We start from the raw sequence: 19,752 nt of genomic DNA on the forward strand, positions 1-19,752 counted from the left end.
TTTTGGCAAAATTTTCAAAATCAAAAACACATACCACACTTTTTAACACTATGAAACAAAATTACACTTTATTATTTATAATGCTATGCGCATTAGGATTTGCACAAGCACCTGCAGGATACTACAGCACTGCTACCGGATCAGGGTACACCCTCAAAACACAGTTACATAACATCATTAAAGGGCATACTACATTATCATATGGAGAATTATATGTAACTTATTCTACATCTGATATAGATAATTTTTTTGAAAAAGACGGAACAGTATTAGACATGTACTCAGAAAACCCTGCAGGAAATGACCCTTATACATATAGCATTGCATCAACACAAAGATGTGGAAATTACGCCAAAGAAGGAGATTGCTATAACAGAGAACATATTATACCACAATCGGTATTCAACGAACAGTCGCCTATGGTATCTGATGCACATTTTATTACTCCAACAGATGGAAAAGTAAATGGTATACGTTCCAATTACCCTCATGCTAATGTTACGGTTGCTTCAGAAACAACTTTGAACGGAAGTAAACTAGGCACAGGTTTAATTTCAGGATACAGCGGACTAGTATTTGAACCTATTGATGAATTCAAAGGAGATATTGCACGTATGTATTTCTATTTTGCTACACGTTATGAAAATACAGTTGCTGGTTATAACTTTCCAATGTTTAATAACTCAACTGGAAAAGTATTTACAGATGCTTTCTTAGCACAACTTATTTCTTGGCACAATCTAGATCCAGTAAGTCCTCGTGAAATAGAAAGAAACAATGCTATTTACGCACGTCAAAACAACCGTAATCCTTTTATAGATAATCCGAGTTATGTGGCTGCAGTTTGGACAACAGAGCCTGCAGATACACAGGCGCCAACAGCTGCAACCAATTTAACTGTAACCACTACCACTTCAAATACAATAACCTTAACTTGGTCTGCAGCCACAGACAATGTTGCTGTAACAGGATATGATATTTATTTGAATGGTTCATTAAAAACTAATACTACAGGATTAACAACTACAGTAACAGGCTTATTACCATCAACTGGTTATGTTTTTTATATCATAGCAAGAGATGATGCTAGAAACTCATCTGCGGCAAGTGGATCAGTAACAGGTACAACTACTGCTGCACCAACAGGCGGTGCAGGAGCAACAGAACTTTTCTTTTCTGAGTACGTTGAAGGAAGTAGTTTTAACAAAGCATTAGAAATTGCCAACTTTACAGGAGCTGCAGTTGATTTAACTGGATATTCTATTCGTAAACAATCAAACGGAGCTGGAGCATGGACAACAGGATTAAATTTAACAGGGACCTTAAACTCGGGTGCAGTATTTGTTTTAGTTGATCCACAAATGGGAACAACATGTTATCCAGTTGCTAACGCTAATTTATCATCAGCACAAGAACCCTTTAACGGTGATGATCCTATGGGATTATTCAAAAACGGAGTATTAATTGATATTATTGGAACTTTTAATGGTGGTACCGCAAAATTTGGTGAAAATGTTACCCTACGCAGAAAACCAAGCATCACTGCTCCTAATACCACTTTTGATAAAACCGCAGAGTGGGATTCTTTCGCAAGTAATACGTGTGACGGAATCGGTACTCACACAGTAACAACATTATCAAGCGAAGATTTTGAAAGTAACGGAATTATTTTATACCCAAATCCATCGAACGGAATTGTAAAAATCAATTTCCCTAATGCTGATGATAAATACACGGTACAAGTATTTTCAGTAATAGGTCAAAAAGTATTTGAAGAGCACTATGACAACAACAATACAGCTCTTTTAAATGGCCTCGAAAGAGGAATTTACATTGTTAAAATTAGTACTTCAAGTAAAACATTTACAAAAAAATTGATTGTAAATTAAGAGCAATCAAGAAGATACCAAGCGGCACTGAGTGCCGCTTTTTTTATATCCATATTTTTAATTTAACAAGATTTAAAATATTAATATAATATCATATAACATTTAAAAAAATATAGCATGTAAGAAATACATTATTAGTAAAAAATCTAAATAAAGTCAATTAAATATTCTAGTGAATTAAAAATACAAAATTCGCACATTAAAGTAAGATTGAATTTACTTTTGACAATTATTTATTTATTTTTCTATCAACATATTAAATTTATTTACAATTACTTAACATTACAACAGTTTTAAATTATAATTTTGCACCGTCTTAAACACCTCATAAACAACTTGTAAGGTATTTATAACAAATACAAATCAAACTACTTTAAAACACTTTTATGAAGCACATCTACTCTGTATTATTATTCTTCTTTATAACGGTTATGTCTGCGCAAGCTCCTAGCGGTTACTATAGCACGGCAACAGGTTCTGGCTACACCCTGAAAACTCAGCTTTACAACATTATTAAAGGTCATACTGATCAAGGTTACTCTGGATTATGGACAACCTACGCTACATCTGACAGAGATCGTCAAAATGAAAATGACAACACTATTTTCGATTTGTATTCTGAAATTCAAAACGGACCAGATCCTTACAATTATACGCTAACAACAAACCAGTGCGGAACGTATGCTGTAGAAGGTGATTGCTACAATAGAGAGCACATAATTCCACAATCTACATTTAACTCTGCAGCACCTATGGTTTCTGATGCGCATTTTATCCCACCAACTGATGGAAAAGTAAATGGCTTACGTTCAAGTTTTCCGCATGGTAACGTTGCAACAGCATCGACAACTACACTTAACGGAAGTAAACTTGGTACAAGTGCTGTTTCAGGATTTACAGGAACTGTTTTTGAACCTGCAGCGGCTTTCAAAGGAGATATTGCTAGAATGTATTTTTACTTTGCTACTCGTTATGAAAACACGGTAGCTGGTTATCCTTACGCTATGTTCAATGGAACCAGTAACCAAGTATTTACAACAGCTTTCTTGAACTTGTTACTTTCTTGGCACGCTAATGATCCTGTAAGCTCAAGAGAAATCGAGAGAAACAATGCTATTTATGCTCGCCAAGGCAATAGAAATCCTTTTATAGATAATCCATCTTATGTTAACGCTATTTGGGGCGGAACTACTGGTGGCGGAACTACAGACACAACTGCTCCTAGCACACCAACATCGCTAACATCAACAGCTAAAACTACAACTTCAGTTACTTTGGCTTGGAATGCCTCAACTGATAACGTGGGAGTAACAGGTTATAATGTATATGTTAATGGTGTTTTAAGAACCACAGTAACAACATTAAGCACGGTGGTTAGTAGCTTAACAGCAGCTACTAGTTACACTTTTACTGTAAGAGCTAGAGATGCAGTCGGAAACTTATCGGCAACTAGTAATGCTTTAACTGTTGTTACCAATTCAAACAGTACTTCAACAGAGTTAATGTTCTCTGAATATATTGAAGGATCATCCAATAACAAAGCTTTAGAAATTGCTAATAAAACAAGTGCTTCCATTAACCTTTCGGCATACAGCATTAAAAGACAAACTAACGGTGCTGGAGCATGGAGTGCTGGTTTAGCATTATCAGGAACCATCAGCAGTGGTGGAAAATACACTATCGTAAATAGTTTAATGGCTTCTAGTTGTTACCCTACGAGTTCAGCTAACATGTCTACGTCCGCAACCGAAATGACTTTTAACGGAAATGACGCTGTAGGTTTGTTTAAAAACGGTGTTCTTATTGATATCATTGGAACTTTTAATGGTGGAACTGCCAATTTCTCTATAGATGAAACCATCCGCAGAAAAGCAACTGTAACAGCGCCTTCAACAACTTTTAACAAAGCTACTCAATGGGATGTCTTTGCATTAGACACCTGCTCTAACTTAGGCAGTAGAACTACAAGTAAAACTCCAAAAAATAGCATCAATATAGCAACAAATACGGTAGAGATTTATCCGAATCCATCACGAGGCACATTTAGTGTTACCAATGCTAATACTATTTATTCCATTGAAGTGTATTCTATTCTTGGTCAAAAAATCTACAGCTTAGAAAACACCACACAATCTGAAATAACGATTCCAAATAGCACACCAGGAACTTATCTCGTACGATTACAAATTGACTCAAACGAAATTGTAAAAAAACTCATTATTCAATAATACTAAAAGCGGCAAAATTGCCGCTTTTTTTATGCTTAGAATTTAATCTTAATTACCTAAATTTGCATCGCAATACAACAAACTACACAACAATGATTCATTTCTTTGAAAACCAAAGTAAAACCGTTTTTGCCGTACAAACGCAAAACGAAATCTCAGCTCAAGACATTTCAAAACTCAATTGGCTTTTTGCCGACGCACATATCCTAGAAAAATCCGTACTTACGGATTTTTTTGTTGGACCACGTGCCGCTATGGTTACGCCATGGAGTACCAACGCTGTGGAAATCACCCAAAACATGGGAATTTCTGGAATTATTAGAATTGAAGAATTCGAAAAAGTAGCTGCTGAATTCACTGATTTTGATCCGATGTTACTTCAAAAATACACCGAATTAAATCAAGATATTTTTATAATTGCTATTCAACCAGAAGCTATTTTAGAGATTGATGACATTGATGCTTATAACAAACAAGAAGGTTTAGCTTTAAGTGCAGAAGAAGTAGAATACTTAAATAATTTAGTTACTAAACTAGGAAGAAAATTAACGGATTCTGAAATTTTTGCTTTCTCACAAGCCAATTCAGAACACTGTCGTCATAAAATTTTCAATGGAACTTTTGTGGTGGATGGCGAAGAAAAACCAACTTCCCTATTTAAGTTAATCAAAAAAACATCTCAAGAAAACCCTAACGATATCGTTTCAGCATATAAAGATAACGTGGCTTTTGTTAAAGGTCCGAAAGTGACTCAATTCGCACCAAAAAGTGCAGACAAACCTGATTTTTATGAAGAAAAGGAATTTGATTCTGTATTGTCTTTAAAAGCAGAAACACACAATTTCCCAACAACAGTTGAACCTTTCAACGGAGCGGCAACAGGTTCTGGAGGAGAAATTCGCGACCGTTTAGCTGGTGGACAAGGTTCATTACCTTTGGCAGGAACCGCTGTCTACATGACTTCTTATTCAAGATTAACAAACAATCGCAAGTATGAAGGCGCCATGGAAGAACGTCCTTGGTTGTATCAAACACCAATGGATATTTTGATTAAGGCTTCAAATGGAGCTTCAGATTTTGGAAATAAATTTGGGCAACCGTTAATTACAGGTTCGGTTTTAACATTCGAACATGAAGAAGAAAATCGTAAAATTGGTTACGATAAAGTAATCATGCAAGCGGGTGGAATTGGGTACGGAAAATTAGATCAAGCCATTAAAAAGAAACCACAAGAAGGCGATAAAATTGTCATTCTTGGTGGAGAAAATTATAGAATTGGAATGGGTGGAGCTGCGGTTTCATCAGCAGACACAGGTGCTTTTGGTTCGGGAATTGAATTAAATGCGATACAACGTTCTAATCCAGAAATGCAAAAACGTGCCGCTAATGCTATTCGTGGTTTAGTGGAAAGTGATCACAATCCGATTGTATCCATTCATGATCATGGTGCAGGTGGACATTTAAATTGTTTATCCGAATTAGTTGAAGAAACCGGTGGATTAATCGATTTAGATAAATTACCGGTTGGTGATCCAACGCTTTCTGCTAAAGAAATCATCGGAAACGAATCTCAGGAAAGAATGGGATTAGTAATTGGCGAGAAAGATATCGATATTTTACAGCGAATTGCCGATAGAGAACGTTCACCTATGTATCAAGTAGGTGATGTTACCAACGATCACAGATTTACATTCGAATCGAAAACTACAGGCTTAAAACCTATGGATTACGCTTTGGAAGACTTTTTCGGAAGTTCGCCAAAAACCATCATGACAGATACAACAATTGCTAGAAATTATAGTAATTCTGAATATAACTCAACCGAAATTCCAAGCTATTTAGAGCAAGTTTTACAATTAGAAGCTGTAGCTTGTAAAGATTGGTTAACGAATAAAGTTGACCGTTGTGTTGGTGGGAAAGTAGCCAAACAACAATGTACTGGACCGTTACAATTACCTTTAAACAATGTCGGCGTAATGGCTTTGGACTTTAAAGGAAAAGAAGGAATTGCCACATCCATTGGCCACGCTCCTATTTCGGCGTTAATTGATCCTGTTGCTGGAAGCAGAAATGCTATTGCAGAATCGCTTTCTAACTTAGTTTGGGCGCCGTTAAAAGATGGTTTAGATTCAGTTTCTTTATCAGCCAACTGGATGTGGGCTTGTAAAAATGAAGGAGAAGATGCACGTTTGTACGAAGCCGTAAAAGGTTGTTCTGATTTTGCTATCGAATTAGGAATTAATATTCCAACTGGAAAAGATTCGCTTTCGATGAAACAAAAATATCCGAATGATGAAGTCATTGCACCAGGAACGGTGATTATTTCAGCAGCTGGAAATTGTTCGAATATTACAAAAGTAGTTGAACCTGTTTTACAACGCAATGGTGGAAATATTTACTACCTAAATTTATCACAAGATAGTTTTAAATTAGGAGGTTCTTCATTTAATCAAACACAAAATAAAGTAGGAAATGAAACGCCTACAATTAAAAATGCAGCTTTCTTCAAAAAAGCATTTAATACGTTACAAGATTTAATTAAAGATAGAAAAATCAAAGCCGGACATGATATTGGAAGCGGTGGTTTAATCACAACTTTATTAGAAATGTGTTTTGCTGATGTGAATTTAGGTGCGAATTTCGATTTAACTTCTATCAATGAAATCGATTCTACTAAATTATTATTTTCAGAAAATATTGCAGTAGTTTTCCAAGCTGATGCAGAAGTTGAAGCCACATTTAAAGCAAATGGGGTTGAAATTTTTAATATTGGAACGGTTACGAATTCGGATACTATTTCTATTGTAAATCATGAAGATACATTTGAATTTTCTTCAAAAAAATATAGAGAAATTTGGTTTGAAACGTCTTTCTTATTAGACCAGAAACAAACTAAAAACGGTAAATCATTAGAGCGTTTTGAAAATTTCGCGAATCAACCTTTATCGTTTACTTTCCCATCTCATTTTGATGGAAAATTACCTGTAGTTTCCAACACTAACCGACCAAAAGCAGCAATTATTCGCGAAAAAGGGAGTAATTCAGAGCGTGAAATGGCGAATGCGATGTATCTGGCTGGTTTTGATGTAAAAGATGTTCACATGACCGATTTAATTTCGGGAAGAGAAACGTTAGAAGACATTCAATTTATTGGAGCTGTAGGTGGTTTTTCAAATTCAGATGTTTTAGGTTCGGCAAAAGGTTGGGCTGGAGCTTTTTTATATAATGAAAAAGCGAATACGGCCTTAAAAAACTTCTTCAAAAGAGAAGACACACTTTCTGTTGGAATTTGCAATGGTTGTCAGTTAATGATGGAATTAGAATTGATTACGCCAGAACATGAAGTTCATGGAAAAATGAAACATAACGATTCGCACAAACATGAAAGTGGCTTTACTTCTGTGAAAATTCAGAAAAACAATTCGGTAATGCTTTCTACTTTAGAAGGTACAACTTTAGGGGTTTGGATTTCTCATGGTGAGGGAAAATTCAACCTACCGATGGCTGAAGAAAATTATAATATCGTAGCCAAATATGGGTATGAAGGCTATCCAGCTAATCCAAATGGATCGGACTACAACACGGCTATGATGTGTGACACTACTGGAAGACATTTAGTAATGATGCCACACATAGAACGTTCTACTTTCCCATGGAATTGGGCTAATTATCCAGACAGAGATCAAAAAGACGAAGTTTCTCCTTGGTTAGAAGCCTTTGTAAACGCCAGAAAATGGGTAGAAAATAAAAAATAAGTTATATTATTTTAGTTAAACTAACTTTTTAAAAGGCGCTTTTTTACAAAAGCGCCTTTTTTTTTATTTAATACTTTGTTGTTCGTTAATATTTTATTTTAAACTCAAATAGTAATAAATATGAACCAAACAAGGCTTAGTAGAGGATTTGATTGAATTTAATTACTCAAAACAAACCCTAATGGATTTATTTAAAATAAATAAAAATTAAGAAAGAGACTTTATGAGAAAGTGCATAACCCTTAATTTAGCACTATAACTTGTTGAAAAATTGAAATTTAAGAATAATTTCATTTTTTTTTCAAAAAAACAAAACCAAAAGAGAAGTATCTCCGTAAATGACAAAAACAAAGTTAAACAATAAACAATAACCATTATGATTAAAAAACAAATAGTATTATTGCTTGCAGTAACTACACTAGGATGTGTAACCACTGCATTTTCACAAAGCCCAATTAGCGGTTTTATGCAAGGAAAGGGAAAGGGAAATGTTGCACTTTCTTATAGTTTTGAGAAATATGAAAATGTTTTTCTTGTTCCACAAGAAGTTGAGAGCGTTCCTGTTTTTAATGACGTAAAAATCACTAGCGCATCTATTTATGGGGTTTACGGAATTTCGGACCAAGTTGATGTTGTGATGGTTTTACCATACATCACAGCAACTGGTAATGCATCACAAGAAGTATTGACAAACAATAACTTTGAAAACGAAAGAAAAGGTCTTCAAGATGTTTCAGTTTTTGTAAAGTACAGTCCGTTTTATTTTGATTTCGGCAACTCATCACTTCGTCTTATAGGAGCTTTAGGACTTAAAACTCCAGTTGGCGACTACAAGGTAAATGAAGGTTTACAATCTATCATTGCTATAGGTAACCGCGCTACAACAGTAAGCACAACCGGTATGGCCATGTATAAAATGAATTCAGGAATATTTGCTTCGGCGCAATTTGCAGGAAACTTTGCCTCAGATGAAGTACCTAATTCATACACTAGTGAAGTAAAATTAGGATATGCAGCCTCTTTATTTTATGCAGATGCTTTTATTGCCAACCAAACATCTACAAGCGGAGTTGATATTCTTGGAGAAGGTTTCACAGGTTTTTTCCCAAGTACACAAGTAAATTATACTAAAATAGGTTTGAATTTATACACACCTATTACAAAAGAAGTAGGTATTTCAGCAGGTGCAAGCACCGTAATTGAAGGAAGAAACGTTGGTAAAGCAACTGGTTTATACGGTGGTTTAGTATACAAATTTTAATAAAAAACAGACAACAAAATGAAAAACGTAAACATAAAAAGCGTAGTAGTAGCGCTATCATTACTAGCTACATTGTCATCATGTGAGAATGATTACCAAGATGAGAAACCAAGTATTGCAGCAATTGCTGTTGCAAACGCAAATTTTAGCACTCTTGAAGGAGCCGCTATTCAAGGAGGAGTTGCAGGAGTACTGAGTAATAGTAATCCAAACGATCCATCAGGAAAATATACAGTATTTGCTCCTACTAATGATGCTTTCGCAAAATTAGGACTTGTAAATAGTGGAAGCCTTGGCGTTTTGCAAAACAGTTTTTTAACGAATACTTTATTGTATCACGTTTCTAACGGAAGTCTTATGGCAAACCAAATAATGGCTGGAGGAACATCTGCATCTGCATTAAGCATAAACAGACGTTTTATTAGTAGAGGAAGTGATTTGTATATTAACGGATCTAAAATAATTCTTACTGATGTAGCAGCAAGTAACGGAACAGTTCACGCTATAGATAAAGTAATGATTGCTACCGGAGTAAACATTGTAGACTCAGCAATATTACTTAAAGATTCTAAAGTTTTTAAATCACCAGAACTTACATTTTTAGTACAAGCCGTTATTTCATCTGGACTAGCACCTACTTTATCAAATCCTGCAAACAATTTCACAATTTATGCGCCAACAGATGCTGCATTTAAAGCCGCTGGTTTTGCAACGATTCAAGATGTAGCTAACGCTCCTCAAGCAGTTTTACAACAAGTTCTATTAAACCATGCTATTAGTGGTGGTAAATTTACTTCTGAGCAAACTGCAACAACGGCTACAACAGCTGGTGGTGGTACATTAACATACAGCCCGTTCTTAAATGGAGTATTTACAGTAAAAAGTAATGGTAATACTATTCCTGCTAACATGGTTATTCCTGATATCCAATGTAGTAATGGTGTGGTACATATCATTGATAGAGTTTTACTACCATAAAAATTCAGAATTAATTTATAAAAAAAATAGTCTTACTTAATGGTAAGACTATTTTTTTTTGGCTGTAGTCAAGAAAATCTACATTAATATCCTTCAGACCAATTGAATTTTTCTTTAATAATGGTTGCTTTTTCTTGATCCAAATGCGCTAAAAATGCAGCCGCAACAGGCGCGTGTTTTTTACCTTTTAACCAAATAATACTCCAAGTTGTGGTAATAGGCAATCCTTTGAAAGGGATAATCTGAAGTTCTTTATTAGCCAATTCATTTTTGATACCAATTAACGGCATTATTGAACAACCTAGTCCTGCAATTACAGCTTGTTTTACCGCTTCATTTGATGTTAATTCCATTTTTTTAGGAATCGTTACAGCATTTTTATTTATAAAATTTTCCATCAATTGGCGTGTGCCTGATCCTTTTTCTCTAAAAATAAGAGGGACTTTGTCAAAAATAACCTCTGAATTTTGAAGTTTTTGGGGATCCAAATTGGAGTTGGCCACCAGATATAATTTATTTTGTAACAAGTCCAATTGTTCCACATTTAAATTTGTAGGCAACACTGAGACCAATGCAAAATCAATTTCATTTTTCTCTAAACTACTCAAAACTTTACTTTTATTGGTTACATCCATTTGCAGTTCAATACTAGAATTAAGTTTCATGAAGTTAGACAAAAAATAAGGCATAACATATTTACCGGTAGATACTACTGACACTTTTAATCTACCACTCAACTGTCCCTTGAAGGCCATTGTTTTGTAGTTTATAGTCTCCACTTGGTTGATAATATTTTGAGCTACATCTGCAATTTCCTGACCAAAATCAGTGATATACAAACGCCTACCCACCACTTCTGAAAGTGGAATATCAAATTGATCTTGAAAATTTTTTAATTGTATAGATACAGCAGGTTGTGTGAGGTGCAGTTCCTCGGCAGCTTTGGTTACACTTTTTGTTTGAACAACTTTTAGAAAAATTTGAAGTTGATGGAGCGTATAATTCATTTACTTAAATTATGATTATCATTACAAATATAAATAAAAATTAATGTATATTAAATATTACTTTAGCAAAAAAAAATATTTAAGAAGCTCTTTTTTTGGGGAATTAATTCTTTAACGAAGTTAAATAAAATGTTGTCGTTCGATTTCTGATATTTTGAATTAGTACTCAAATACGGTAACGTCATTATTTCTTGTTTAAATTATTTTCGCTTAATTATTATGTACATGATAATTAAGCGAAATAATTCCTTTATAAAGGTTATACAATTCAAACTACTTTTTTTTAATACTTATATTTAATATCAAAAAGATATAACCATTACTTTTCTGCATTCAAAACAAATAAACAAAGTAGTAGAAAACTTGAATATCTAAGTTGAAAACATCGATAATTATTAATTTTCACTATAAAATTTCTAATTTTAAAAATTTATCACTAATTTTTTTTTAATTTGCAATTCAAAACAATATTTCCATAATGATAAATATCACCCGCCTCTTTGATTTCCCTTACTACCAACAAGAAAAATATACATCTATTCCAGATGCGTTGGTTACCAAACAAAATGGAGAATGGATTAAAACCTCTACTCAACAATACATTGCTAATGCAAATGCCATATCACGTGCATTAATTCAGTTAGGGGTACAAAAAAATGATAAAATTGCTATCATTTCTACCAATAATAGAACTGAATGGAACACTATGGATATAGGAGTGTTGCAAACAGGTGCTCAAACTGTGCCCATTTATCCTACTATTGCCGAAGATGATTACGAATATATCTTAAACCACTCTGAATCTATTTACTGTTTTGTATCTGATACAGAAGTTTTAAGAAAATTACGTTTGATTCAAAAAAACGTTCCAACTTTAAAAGGTGTTTACTCTTTTAATGAAATAGAAGGATGTGCAAACTGGAAAGAATTGCTAGTTCTAGGTCAGAACATGAGTCTTCAAGATACAGTAGAGCAACGCAAAAACGATGTTAAAACAGAGGATTTAGCCACAATTATCTACACATCTGGAACAACAGGAAGGCCTAAAGGCGTAATGCTATCACACCAAAACATAGTTTCAAATGTGTTAGACAGTGCAAAAAGAATTCCTTTTGAAGCAGGAAAAAGTAGAGCATTGAGCTTCCTTCCTATTTGTCATATTTTTGAAAGAATGATCCTTTATTTATACCAATATTATGGTGTATCCATCTATTTTGGAGAATCTATTGAGCGCATCAGTGATAACATCAAAGAGGTGCAACCTACTGTAATTACTGCCGTTCCTAGACTTCTTGAAAAAGTATATGATAAAATTTATGCCAAAGGAACAGAACTCACAGGAATTAAGAAAAAACTTTTTTTCTGGGCTATTGATTTAGGTCTTGTTTATGAGCCTTACGGCAAAAATGGATTTTGGTATGAGTTTCAACTTAAAATTGCACGTAAACTAATTTTTAGCAAATGGAAAGAAGGTTTAGGTGGAAAACTTGACTTAATGGTATCTGGTAGTGCAGCATTACAACCAAGATTAGCCAGAATTTTTGCAGCAGCAGAAATCCCTGTTATGGAAGGATATGGCTTAACTGAAACTTCTCCTGTAATTTCTGTAAATGATTTAAGAAATAAAGGTTTTAGAGTTGGTACAGTAGGAAAAGTTATTGACAACGTATCAGTAGTGATTGCTGAAGATGGTGAAATTTTATGTAAAGGCCCTAATGTGATGATGGGCTATTACAAAGACCCACAACTAACAAGCGAAGTTATTACTGATAACTACTTTCATACGGGTGATATAGGGGAATTTGACAAAGACGGATTCTTGAAAATAACAGATCGTAAAAAAGAAATGTTTAAAACCTCAGGCGGAAAATACATTGCCCCACAACTTATTGAAAACACCATGAAACAATCCCGTTTTATCGAGCAAATCATGGTAATAGGTGACGGACAAAAAATGCCAGGTGCCTTTATTCAACCTAGTTTTGATTTTATTAAAGAATGGGCTTTAATTCATAAAATTGAATTAGGTAACAGCAATGAAGCTATTGTAGCCAATGAAAAAGTAATAGAACGTATTCAACAAGAAGTTGATACTTTGAATGAAAAGTTTGGAAATTGGGAAAAAATAAAACGTTTTGAACTTACTCCAAATATTTGGTCTATAGAAGGAGGAGAACTCACACCTACTCTAAAATTAAAACGAAAAATAGTTTTACAAAAATATGCTGACTTATTTAATAAAATTTACAATTAATATAATGTCTTAAAACCTTCTCAAGGATTTTAAATTAAAATATAATGTTACCCATTATCAGCCATAAGTTTTACTTGTGGCTTTTTTTGGGTCTAAAAATGAGGCTTTGTCTGGTTATAACAACATATAGACTACAACCCATCACAAGACACTTTACCTTATAAAGTTCTCATATTCAAGAATGTTTTTTTATATTTAATAAATTTTTAATAAAAAAAACACTTTTATTATGCGTGCATAGTATTTTTTTTATTATATTTGAAATCGATATAGTTTCCCATGAAAGATAAAACAATAGATTACATATTAAGAGCAACATGGCAAGCAGTAGCCAGAATGTATAACGAAGAAGCATCAAAATATGATGCAAGTATGGCAACAGGTTTTGCATTGTTGAGTATTGATAAAGAAGGTGGAACTCCATCAACTTCTTTAGGACCTAAAATGGGAATGGAAGCCACAAGCTTAACAAGAACTCTTAAATCAATGGAGGAAAAGGGATTAATTATACGCAAGAAAAATCCCGAGGATGGACGTGGAGTATTGATTTACTTAACAGAATTTGGAAAAGAAAAAAGAGAACTTTCAAAAAATACAGTTCTGAAATTTAATGATGCTGTACGCAAATCAATTTCTGAAGAAAAACTACAACATTTTGTTGAAGTTGCGGATGTAATTAACGAATTAATTGTAGAAAAAAACATTTTTAACAACACCCACACACTTGACACAACTGTTGAAAAATTAGAAATTAAGGAAACAGTTCAATTAGAATCAAATATATAAGCAGACAGATAAAACATTACAAATTAAAAAAACAAACATAAACGAAGTATGAAACGCACCATCAAAAAAGTTGCAGTAATAGGATCCGGAATTATGGGATCTGGAATTGCTTGTCATTTTGCTAACATTGGAGTTGAAGTATTGCTTTTGGATATTATCCCAAGAGAATTGACGGATGCCGAAGCAAAAAAAGGACTCACACTAGAGAGTAAAATTGTTAGAAATCGATTGGTAAATGATAGTTTAGCTACAGCTTTAAAATCAAAGCCATCTCCTATTTACAGTCAAAAATTTGCAAATCGCATCTCAACTGGTAATACAACAGATGACATGGCAAAAATTGCTGGTGTAGATTGGATTATTGAGGTTGTTGTAGAAAGACTTGATATTAAAAAATTAGTTTTTGAACAAATTGAGAAATTTAGAAAACCAGGTACACTAGTAACTTCTAACACTTCTGGTATTCCTATTTATTTTATGAGTGAAGGAAGAAGTGAAGATTTTCAAAAACATTTTTGTGGAACCCACTTTTTTAACCCAGCGCGTTACTTGAAATTATTTGAAATCATTCCTGGGCCACAAACAAGCACAGAGGTTTTAGATTTTCTTACGGTTTATGGAGAGAAGTTTTTAGGAAAAACTTCGGTTTTGGCCAAAGATACTCCAGCGTTTATTGGAAACCGAATTGGAATTTATGGAATTCAAAGTTTGTTTCACTTGGTAAAAGAAATGGGACTTACTATTGAAGAAGTAGATAAATTGACTGGGCCTGTTATTGGTCGTCCAAAATCGGCTACTTTTAGAACTGTTGATGTTGTAGGTTTGGATACTTTAGTTCATGTTGCCAATGGTATTTATGAAAACTGTCCATATGATGAGCAACACGACTTGTTTAAACTTCCTGGGTTTGTAAACACCATGATGGAAAACAAATGGTTGGGTAGCAAAACAGGACAAGGATTTTATAAAAAAGAAGGTAAAGACATCTTAACCTTAGATCTAGATACATTAGAATATAGAGCTGCAAAAAAAGCATCTTTTGCAACACTTGAACTTACCAAAACTATTGATAAACCGATCAACCGTTTTAAAGTACTTGTAAAAGGGAAAGATAAAGCTGGTGAATTTTACAGAAAAAGTTTTGCTGGGTTATTTGCTTATGTGTCAAATAGAGTTCCTGAAATTTCAGATGAATTTTACAAGATAGACGATGCCATGAAAGCCGGTTTTGGATGGGAAAATGGACCATTTGAAATTTGGGATGCCATAGGTGTTGAAAAAGGAATTGAAATCATGAAGGCAGAAGGTTTAGCTCCTGCTGCATGGGTAAATGATATGTTAGCTTCTGGAAATACTAGTTTTTATTCAGTAAAAGAAGGTGCAACGTTTTTCTACAATATTCCAAGTAAAACACAAACAAAAGTTCCGGGACAAGACGCCTTTATTATCCTAAATAACATTCGCGAAAGCAAAAAAGTATGGAGTAATAGCGGTGCAATCATCCAAGATTTAGGAGACGGAATATTAAATTTAGAATTCCAATCTAAAATGAATACTATTGGTGGTGATGTTTTACAAGCTATCAATAAAGCAATTGATTTATCTGAGAAAGAATATCAAGGATTGGTTATTGGTAATCAGGCAGCAAACTTCTCTGTAGGTGCCAATATTGGAATGATTTTCATGATGGCTGTGGAGCAAGAGTATGATGAGTTGAATATGGCTATCAAAATGTTCCAAGACACGATGATGCGCGTACGTTACTCTGGAATTCCAGTTGTAGTAGCACCACACGGAATGACTTTTGGTGGTGGTTGCGAAATGAGTTTGCATGCTGACAAAGTTGTTGCTGCAGCAGAAACCTATATGGGATTAGTTGAATTTGGTGTTGGGGTTATACCTGGCGGTGGTGGATCTAAAGAATTGGCTATGCGTGCCTCTGATTTATTCCATAAAAATGATGTGGAGTTAAATGTACTGCAAGAATATTTCTTGACTATTGCAATGGCAAAAGTATCTACATCAGGATATGAAGCATTTGACACTGGATTACTTCAACATGGTAAAGATATCATTGTAATAAATAAGGACAGACAGATTGCAGAAGCAAAAAAACATGCACTCTTGATGGCCGAAGCTGGTTACACACAACCAATACGTAGAAAGGATGTAAAAGTACTAGGAAAACAAGCTCTCGGGATGTTCTTAGTAGGTACAGATCAAATGGAAGCTGGAAAATACATCTCTGAACATGATAAAAAAATAGCTAATAAACTAGCTTACGTAATGGCAGGTGGTGATTTATCTGAGCCAACACTAGTAAGCGAACAATATTTATTGGATATCGAAAGAGAAGCTTTCTTATCATTATGTACAGAGAGAAAAACATTAGAAAGAATCCAATTTATGTTGACCAAAGGGAAACCGTTGAGAAATTAATTTTAAACAATAAATTAAGACTTATAAATTAAAACTTATTATCGTTTAAAAATTTACGAGTCAAAATTCAAAATACTAGTTATGAAAACAGCCTATATAGTAAAAGCATACAGAACAGCCGTGGGGAAAGCCCCAAAAGGAGTGTTCAGATTTAAACGTCCTGATGAATTAGCAGCAGAAACCATCGAATTTATGATGAATGAGTTGCCAAGTTTTGATAAAACACGCATTGATGACGTAATGGTAGGAAATGCAATGCCAGAGGCAGAACAAGGACTAAACGTTGCGAGACTTATTTCGTTAATGGGTTTAAAAGTAGAAGATGTTCCTGGTGTTACTGTAAACAGATATTGTGCTTCTGGTTTGGAAACTATTGGTATGGCTACTGCTAAAATTCAATCAGGTATGGCACATTGTATTATTGCAGGTGGAGCTGAAAGCATGAGTTTTATCCCAATGGGAGGTTACAAACCAACTCCGGATTATGCTGTTGCAAAAGCTGGAAACGAGGATTACTACTGGGGAATGGGTCTTACTGCTGAGGCAGTAGCACAACAATTTAAAGTATCTCGTGAGGATCAAGATGAATTTGCATACCACTCTCACATGAAAGCTTTGCAAGCACAAGCCGAAGGTAAATTTGACAAGCAAATTGTTCCTATTACGGTGGAACAAACATTCCTTAATGAAAACGGAAAAAAAGAAACCAAATCATACGTTGTAAATAAAGACGAAGGTCCAAGAGCTGGTACATCAAAAGAAGCTTTGGCTGGATTACGTCCTGTTTTTGAAGCAAATGGTAGTGTAACTGCAGGAAACTCATCACAAATGAGTGATGGTGCCGCTTTTGTATTGATCATGAGCGAAGAAATGGTAAAAGAGTACAACTTAGAGCCAATTGCTCGTTTGGTAAATTTCGCTTCGGCAGGAGTTGAACCAAGAATCATGGGAATAGGACCTGTAAAAGCAATCCCAAAGGTATTAAAACAAGCAGGTCTAACAATTAATGACATTGATTTAATAGAGTTAAACGAAGCTTTTGCCTCTCAAGCATTAGCTGTAACCCGTGAATTAGACTTAAATCCAGAAATCATTAATGTAAATGGAGGTGCCATTGCATTAGGTCATCCACTAGGATGTACTGGAGCAAAATTATCAGTACAACTGTTTGATGAAATGAAACGCAGAGGAAGCAAGTACGGAATTGTAAGTATGTGTGTAGGGACTGGTCAAGGTTCTGCAGGTATTTACGAACTTTTGTAAGCTTAGATTTAACATAAAAACATATTAAAAAAATAAAAAAATGGCAGATACAATTGAAAAAAACGTAACCCGTGGTGGTCAGTTTTTAGTTAAAGAAACAAAATGTGAAGATATTTTCACACCTGAAGATTTTACAGAAGAGCAATTAATGATGCGTGACTCTGTAAAAGAATTTGTAGACAAAGAGTTATGGGCACACAAAGATCGTTTTGAAAAAAAGGATTATGCTTATACGGAAGAATCCATGAGAAAAGCTGGTGAGCTAGGACTTTTAGGAGTTGCAGTACCTGAAGCTTATGGTGGATTAGGAATGGGGTTTGTATCAACTATGTTAGTATGTGATTACATTTCTGGAGCAACTGGTTCATTCTCAACTGCTTTTGGAGCTCATACAGGAATTGGTACTATGCCAATCACATTGTATGGATCTGAGGAGCAAAAATTAAAATACGTTCCTAAACTTGCTTCTGGAGAGTGGTTTGGTGCTTATTGCCTAACGGAGCCAGGAGCTGGATCTGATGCAAATTCAGGAAAAACTAAAGCAGTTTTATCTGAAGATGGAACACATTATTCTATCACTGGTCAAAAAATGTGGATTTCAAATGCAGGTTTCTGTAGCTTGTTTATTGTTTTTGCTAGAATTGGTGATGATAAAAACATTACAGGTTTCATAGTTGAAAATACGGATAACAACGGAATTTCAATGGGTGAAGAAGAGCATAAACTAGGAATTCGTGCTTCATCTACTCGTCAAGTTTTCTTTAACGAAACTAAAGTTCCTGTTGAAAACATGTTATCTGAAAGAGGTAATGGTTTTAAAATAGCGATGAACGCACTTAACGTAGGTCGTATCAAATTAGCAGCTGCTTGTCTTGATGCACAACGTAGAGTAATTACAGGATCTGTAAAATATGCTAATGAAAGAATCCAATTTAATACAGCTATTTCTCAATTTGGTGCAATTCGTTCAAAATTAGCTGAGATGGCAACTTCTTGCTACGCAGGAGAAAGTGCTTCTTACCGTGCAGCAAAAGATATTGAAGACAGAATCATTGCTCGTGAAGCAGAAGGAACTTCTCATCAAGAAGCTGAATTAAAAGGGGTTGAAGAATATGCAATAGAATGTTCAATCTTGAAAGTTGCTGTATCAGAAGATGTTCAAAACTGTTCTGATGAAGGAATTCAAATTTTTGGAGGTATGGGATTCTCTGAAGATACACCAATGGAAAGTGCTTGGAGAGATGCAAGAATTGCTCGTATTTATGAAGGTACAAATGAGATTAACAGAATGCTTTCAGTAGGTATGTTAATTAAAAAAGCAATGAAAGGGCATGTTGATTTATTAGGACCTGCTATGAAAGTATCTGAAGAGTTGATGGGAATTCCATCATTTGACACACCAGATTATTCTGAATTATTTGCCGAAGAAAAAGAAATCATCAAAAACTTAAAGAAATCTTTCTTGATGGTTGCTGGTAGTGCTGTTCAAAAATTTGGAGCTGACTTAGATGCACACCAACAATTATTAATGGCTGCTTCGGATATGCTGATTGAAGTTTACATGGCAGAAAGTACTATCTTAAGAACTGAGAAATTAGCTAAAAAAGAAGGAGAAGATAAAGTTCAAGAGCAAATTGCAATGGCTAAACTTTACTTGTACAAAGCCGTTGATATTGTAAACCAAAAAGGAAAAGAAAGCATTATTTCTTTTGCTGAAGGTGATGAGCAACGTATGATGTTAATGGGATTACGTCGTTTTACAAAATACACAAACATGCCAAATGTAGTGGCATTAAGAGAAATAATTACTGCTAAACTAGTAGCAGAAAATGAATATTGTTTCTAATAAAAGTTAGTTTTTAGTTTTTTTTTTAACCGCCTTGTACCTGAAA

At 34.4% G+C, this 19,752-nt stretch carries 11 protein-coding genes; 10 read left to right on the top strand and 1 reads right to left on the bottom strand.

Features of this window, described 5'->3' with window-relative positions:
* The first annotated feature begins 50 nt into the window (after positions 1–50).
* The 5 genes from LQ189_RS09095 to LQ189_RS09115 all read left to right on the top strand — a co-directional run bounded on the left by LQ189_RS09095 (position 51) and on the right by LQ189_RS09115 (position 10,111).
* Positions 51–1,889: an endonuclease gene (locus tag LQ189_RS09095; RefSeq protein WP_230156002.1), complete on the top strand. Its 1,839-nt coding sequence runs from the start codon at positions 51–53 to the stop codon at positions 1,887–1,889.
* A gap of 386 nt (positions 1,890–2,275) precedes the next feature.
* A complete protein-coding gene (locus LQ189_RS09100; protein WP_230156005.1) occupies positions 2,276–4,117 on the top strand; it encodes an endonuclease in 1,842 nt (613 codons plus the stop codon).
* 92 nt (positions 4,118–4,209) lie between these two features.
* Positions 4,210–7,872, top strand: a complete 3,663-nt coding sequence (purL, locus tag LQ189_RS09105) for a phosphoribosylformylglycinamidine synthase (protein ID WP_230156007.1) — start codon at positions 4,210–4,212, stop codon at positions 7,870–7,872.
* 376 nt (positions 7,873–8,248) lie between these two features.
* Complete coding sequence (locus tag LQ189_RS09110; RefSeq protein WP_230156009.1) at positions 8,249–9,133, top strand: hypothetical protein; 885 nt, start codon at positions 8,249–8,251, stop codon at positions 9,131–9,133.
* Between the two features lie 18 nt (positions 9,134–9,151).
* Complete coding sequence (locus LQ189_RS09115) at positions 9,152–10,111, top strand: fasciclin domain-containing protein (RefSeq protein ID WP_144892562.1); 960 nt, start codon at positions 9,152–9,154, stop codon at positions 10,109–10,111.
* Between the two features lie 83 nt (positions 10,112–10,194).
* On the opposite strand, the gene LQ189_RS09120 is transcribed toward LQ189_RS09115, so the two are convergent.
* Positions 10,195–11,118, bottom strand: a complete 924-nt coding sequence (locus LQ189_RS09120) for a LysR family transcriptional regulator (RefSeq protein WP_230156011.1) — start codon at positions 11,116–11,118, stop codon at positions 10,195–10,197.
* Between the two features lie 478 nt (positions 11,119–11,596).
* Here LQ189_RS09120 and LQ189_RS09125 point away from each other — a divergent pair, with 478 nt between their 5' ends.
* The 5 genes from LQ189_RS09125 (at position 11,597) to LQ189_RS09145 (ending at position 19,706) form a co-directional block, all read left to right on the top strand.
* Positions 11,597–13,372 carry a long-chain fatty acid--CoA ligase gene (locus LQ189_RS09125; RefSeq protein WP_230156012.1) on the top strand — a complete coding sequence of 592 codons (1,776 nt, stop codon included), beginning with the start codon at positions 11,597–11,599 and terminating at the stop codon, positions 13,370–13,372.
* A 279-nt stretch (positions 13,373–13,651) separates the two neighbouring features.
* On the top strand, positions 13,652–14,158 hold the full coding sequence (locus LQ189_RS09130) for a MarR family winged helix-turn-helix transcriptional regulator (protein ID WP_230156015.1): 507 nt from the start codon (positions 13,652–13,654) through the stop codon (positions 14,156–14,158).
* Positions 14,159–14,206: 48 nt separating this feature from the next.
* Complete coding sequence (locus LQ189_RS09135) at positions 14,207–16,597, top strand: 3-hydroxyacyl-CoA dehydrogenase/enoyl-CoA hydratase family protein (RefSeq protein WP_230156025.1); 2,391 nt, start codon at positions 14,207–14,209, stop codon at positions 16,595–16,597.
* 81 nt (positions 16,598–16,678) lie between these two features.
* Positions 16,679–17,860 carry an acetyl-CoA C-acyltransferase gene (locus LQ189_RS09140; protein ID WP_230156027.1) on the top strand — a complete coding sequence of 394 codons (1,182 nt, stop codon included), beginning with the start codon at positions 16,679–16,681 and terminating at the stop codon, positions 17,858–17,860.
* Between the two features lie 40 nt (positions 17,861–17,900).
* Positions 17,901–19,706 carry an acyl-CoA dehydrogenase family protein gene (locus LQ189_RS09145; protein WP_158729445.1) on the top strand — a complete coding sequence of 602 codons (1,806 nt, stop codon included), beginning with the start codon at positions 17,901–17,903 and terminating at the stop codon, positions 19,704–19,706.
* Positions 19,707–19,752: the final 46 nt, after the last annotated feature.

Origin of the sequence: Flavobacterium sp. CECT 9288, assembly GCF_918731615.1 — a bacterium.
Taxonomy (GTDB): domain Bacteria; phylum Bacteroidota; class Bacteroidia; order Flavobacteriales; family Flavobacteriaceae; genus Flavobacterium.

Coding starts and splice junctions, on each gene's coding strand:
- LQ189_RS09095 (WP_230156002.1), top strand. CDS start 51: ATGAAACAAAATTACACTTTATTATTTATAATGCTATGCGCATTAGGA.
- LQ189_RS09100 (WP_230156005.1), top strand. CDS start 2,276: ATGAAGCACATCTACTCTGTATTATTATTCTTCTTTATAACGGTTATG.
- purL (WP_230156007.1), top strand. CDS start 4,210: ATGATTCATTTCTTTGAAAACCAAAGTAAAACCGTTTTTGCCGTACAA.
- LQ189_RS09110 (WP_230156009.1), top strand. CDS start 8,249: ATGATTAAAAAACAAATAGTATTATTGCTTGCAGTAACTACACTAGGA.
- LQ189_RS09115 (WP_144892562.1), top strand. CDS start 9,152: ATGAAAAACGTAAACATAAAAAGCGTAGTAGTAGCGCTATCATTACTA.
- LQ189_RS09120 (WP_230156011.1), bottom strand. CDS start 11,118: ATGAATTATACGCTCCATCAACTTCAAATTTTTCTAAAAGTTGTTCAA.
- LQ189_RS09125 (WP_230156012.1), top strand. CDS start 11,597: ATGATAAATATCACCCGCCTCTTTGATTTCCCTTACTACCAACAAGAA.
- LQ189_RS09130 (WP_230156015.1), top strand. CDS start 13,652: ATGAAAGATAAAACAATAGATTACATATTAAGAGCAACATGGCAAGCA.
- LQ189_RS09135 (WP_230156025.1), top strand. CDS start 14,207: ATGAAACGCACCATCAAAAAAGTTGCAGTAATAGGATCCGGAATTATG.
- LQ189_RS09140 (WP_230156027.1), top strand. CDS start 16,679: ATGAAAACAGCCTATATAGTAAAAGCATACAGAACAGCCGTGGGGAAA.
- LQ189_RS09145 (WP_158729445.1), top strand. CDS start 17,901: ATGGCAGATACAATTGAAAAAAACGTAACCCGTGGTGGTCAGTTTTTA.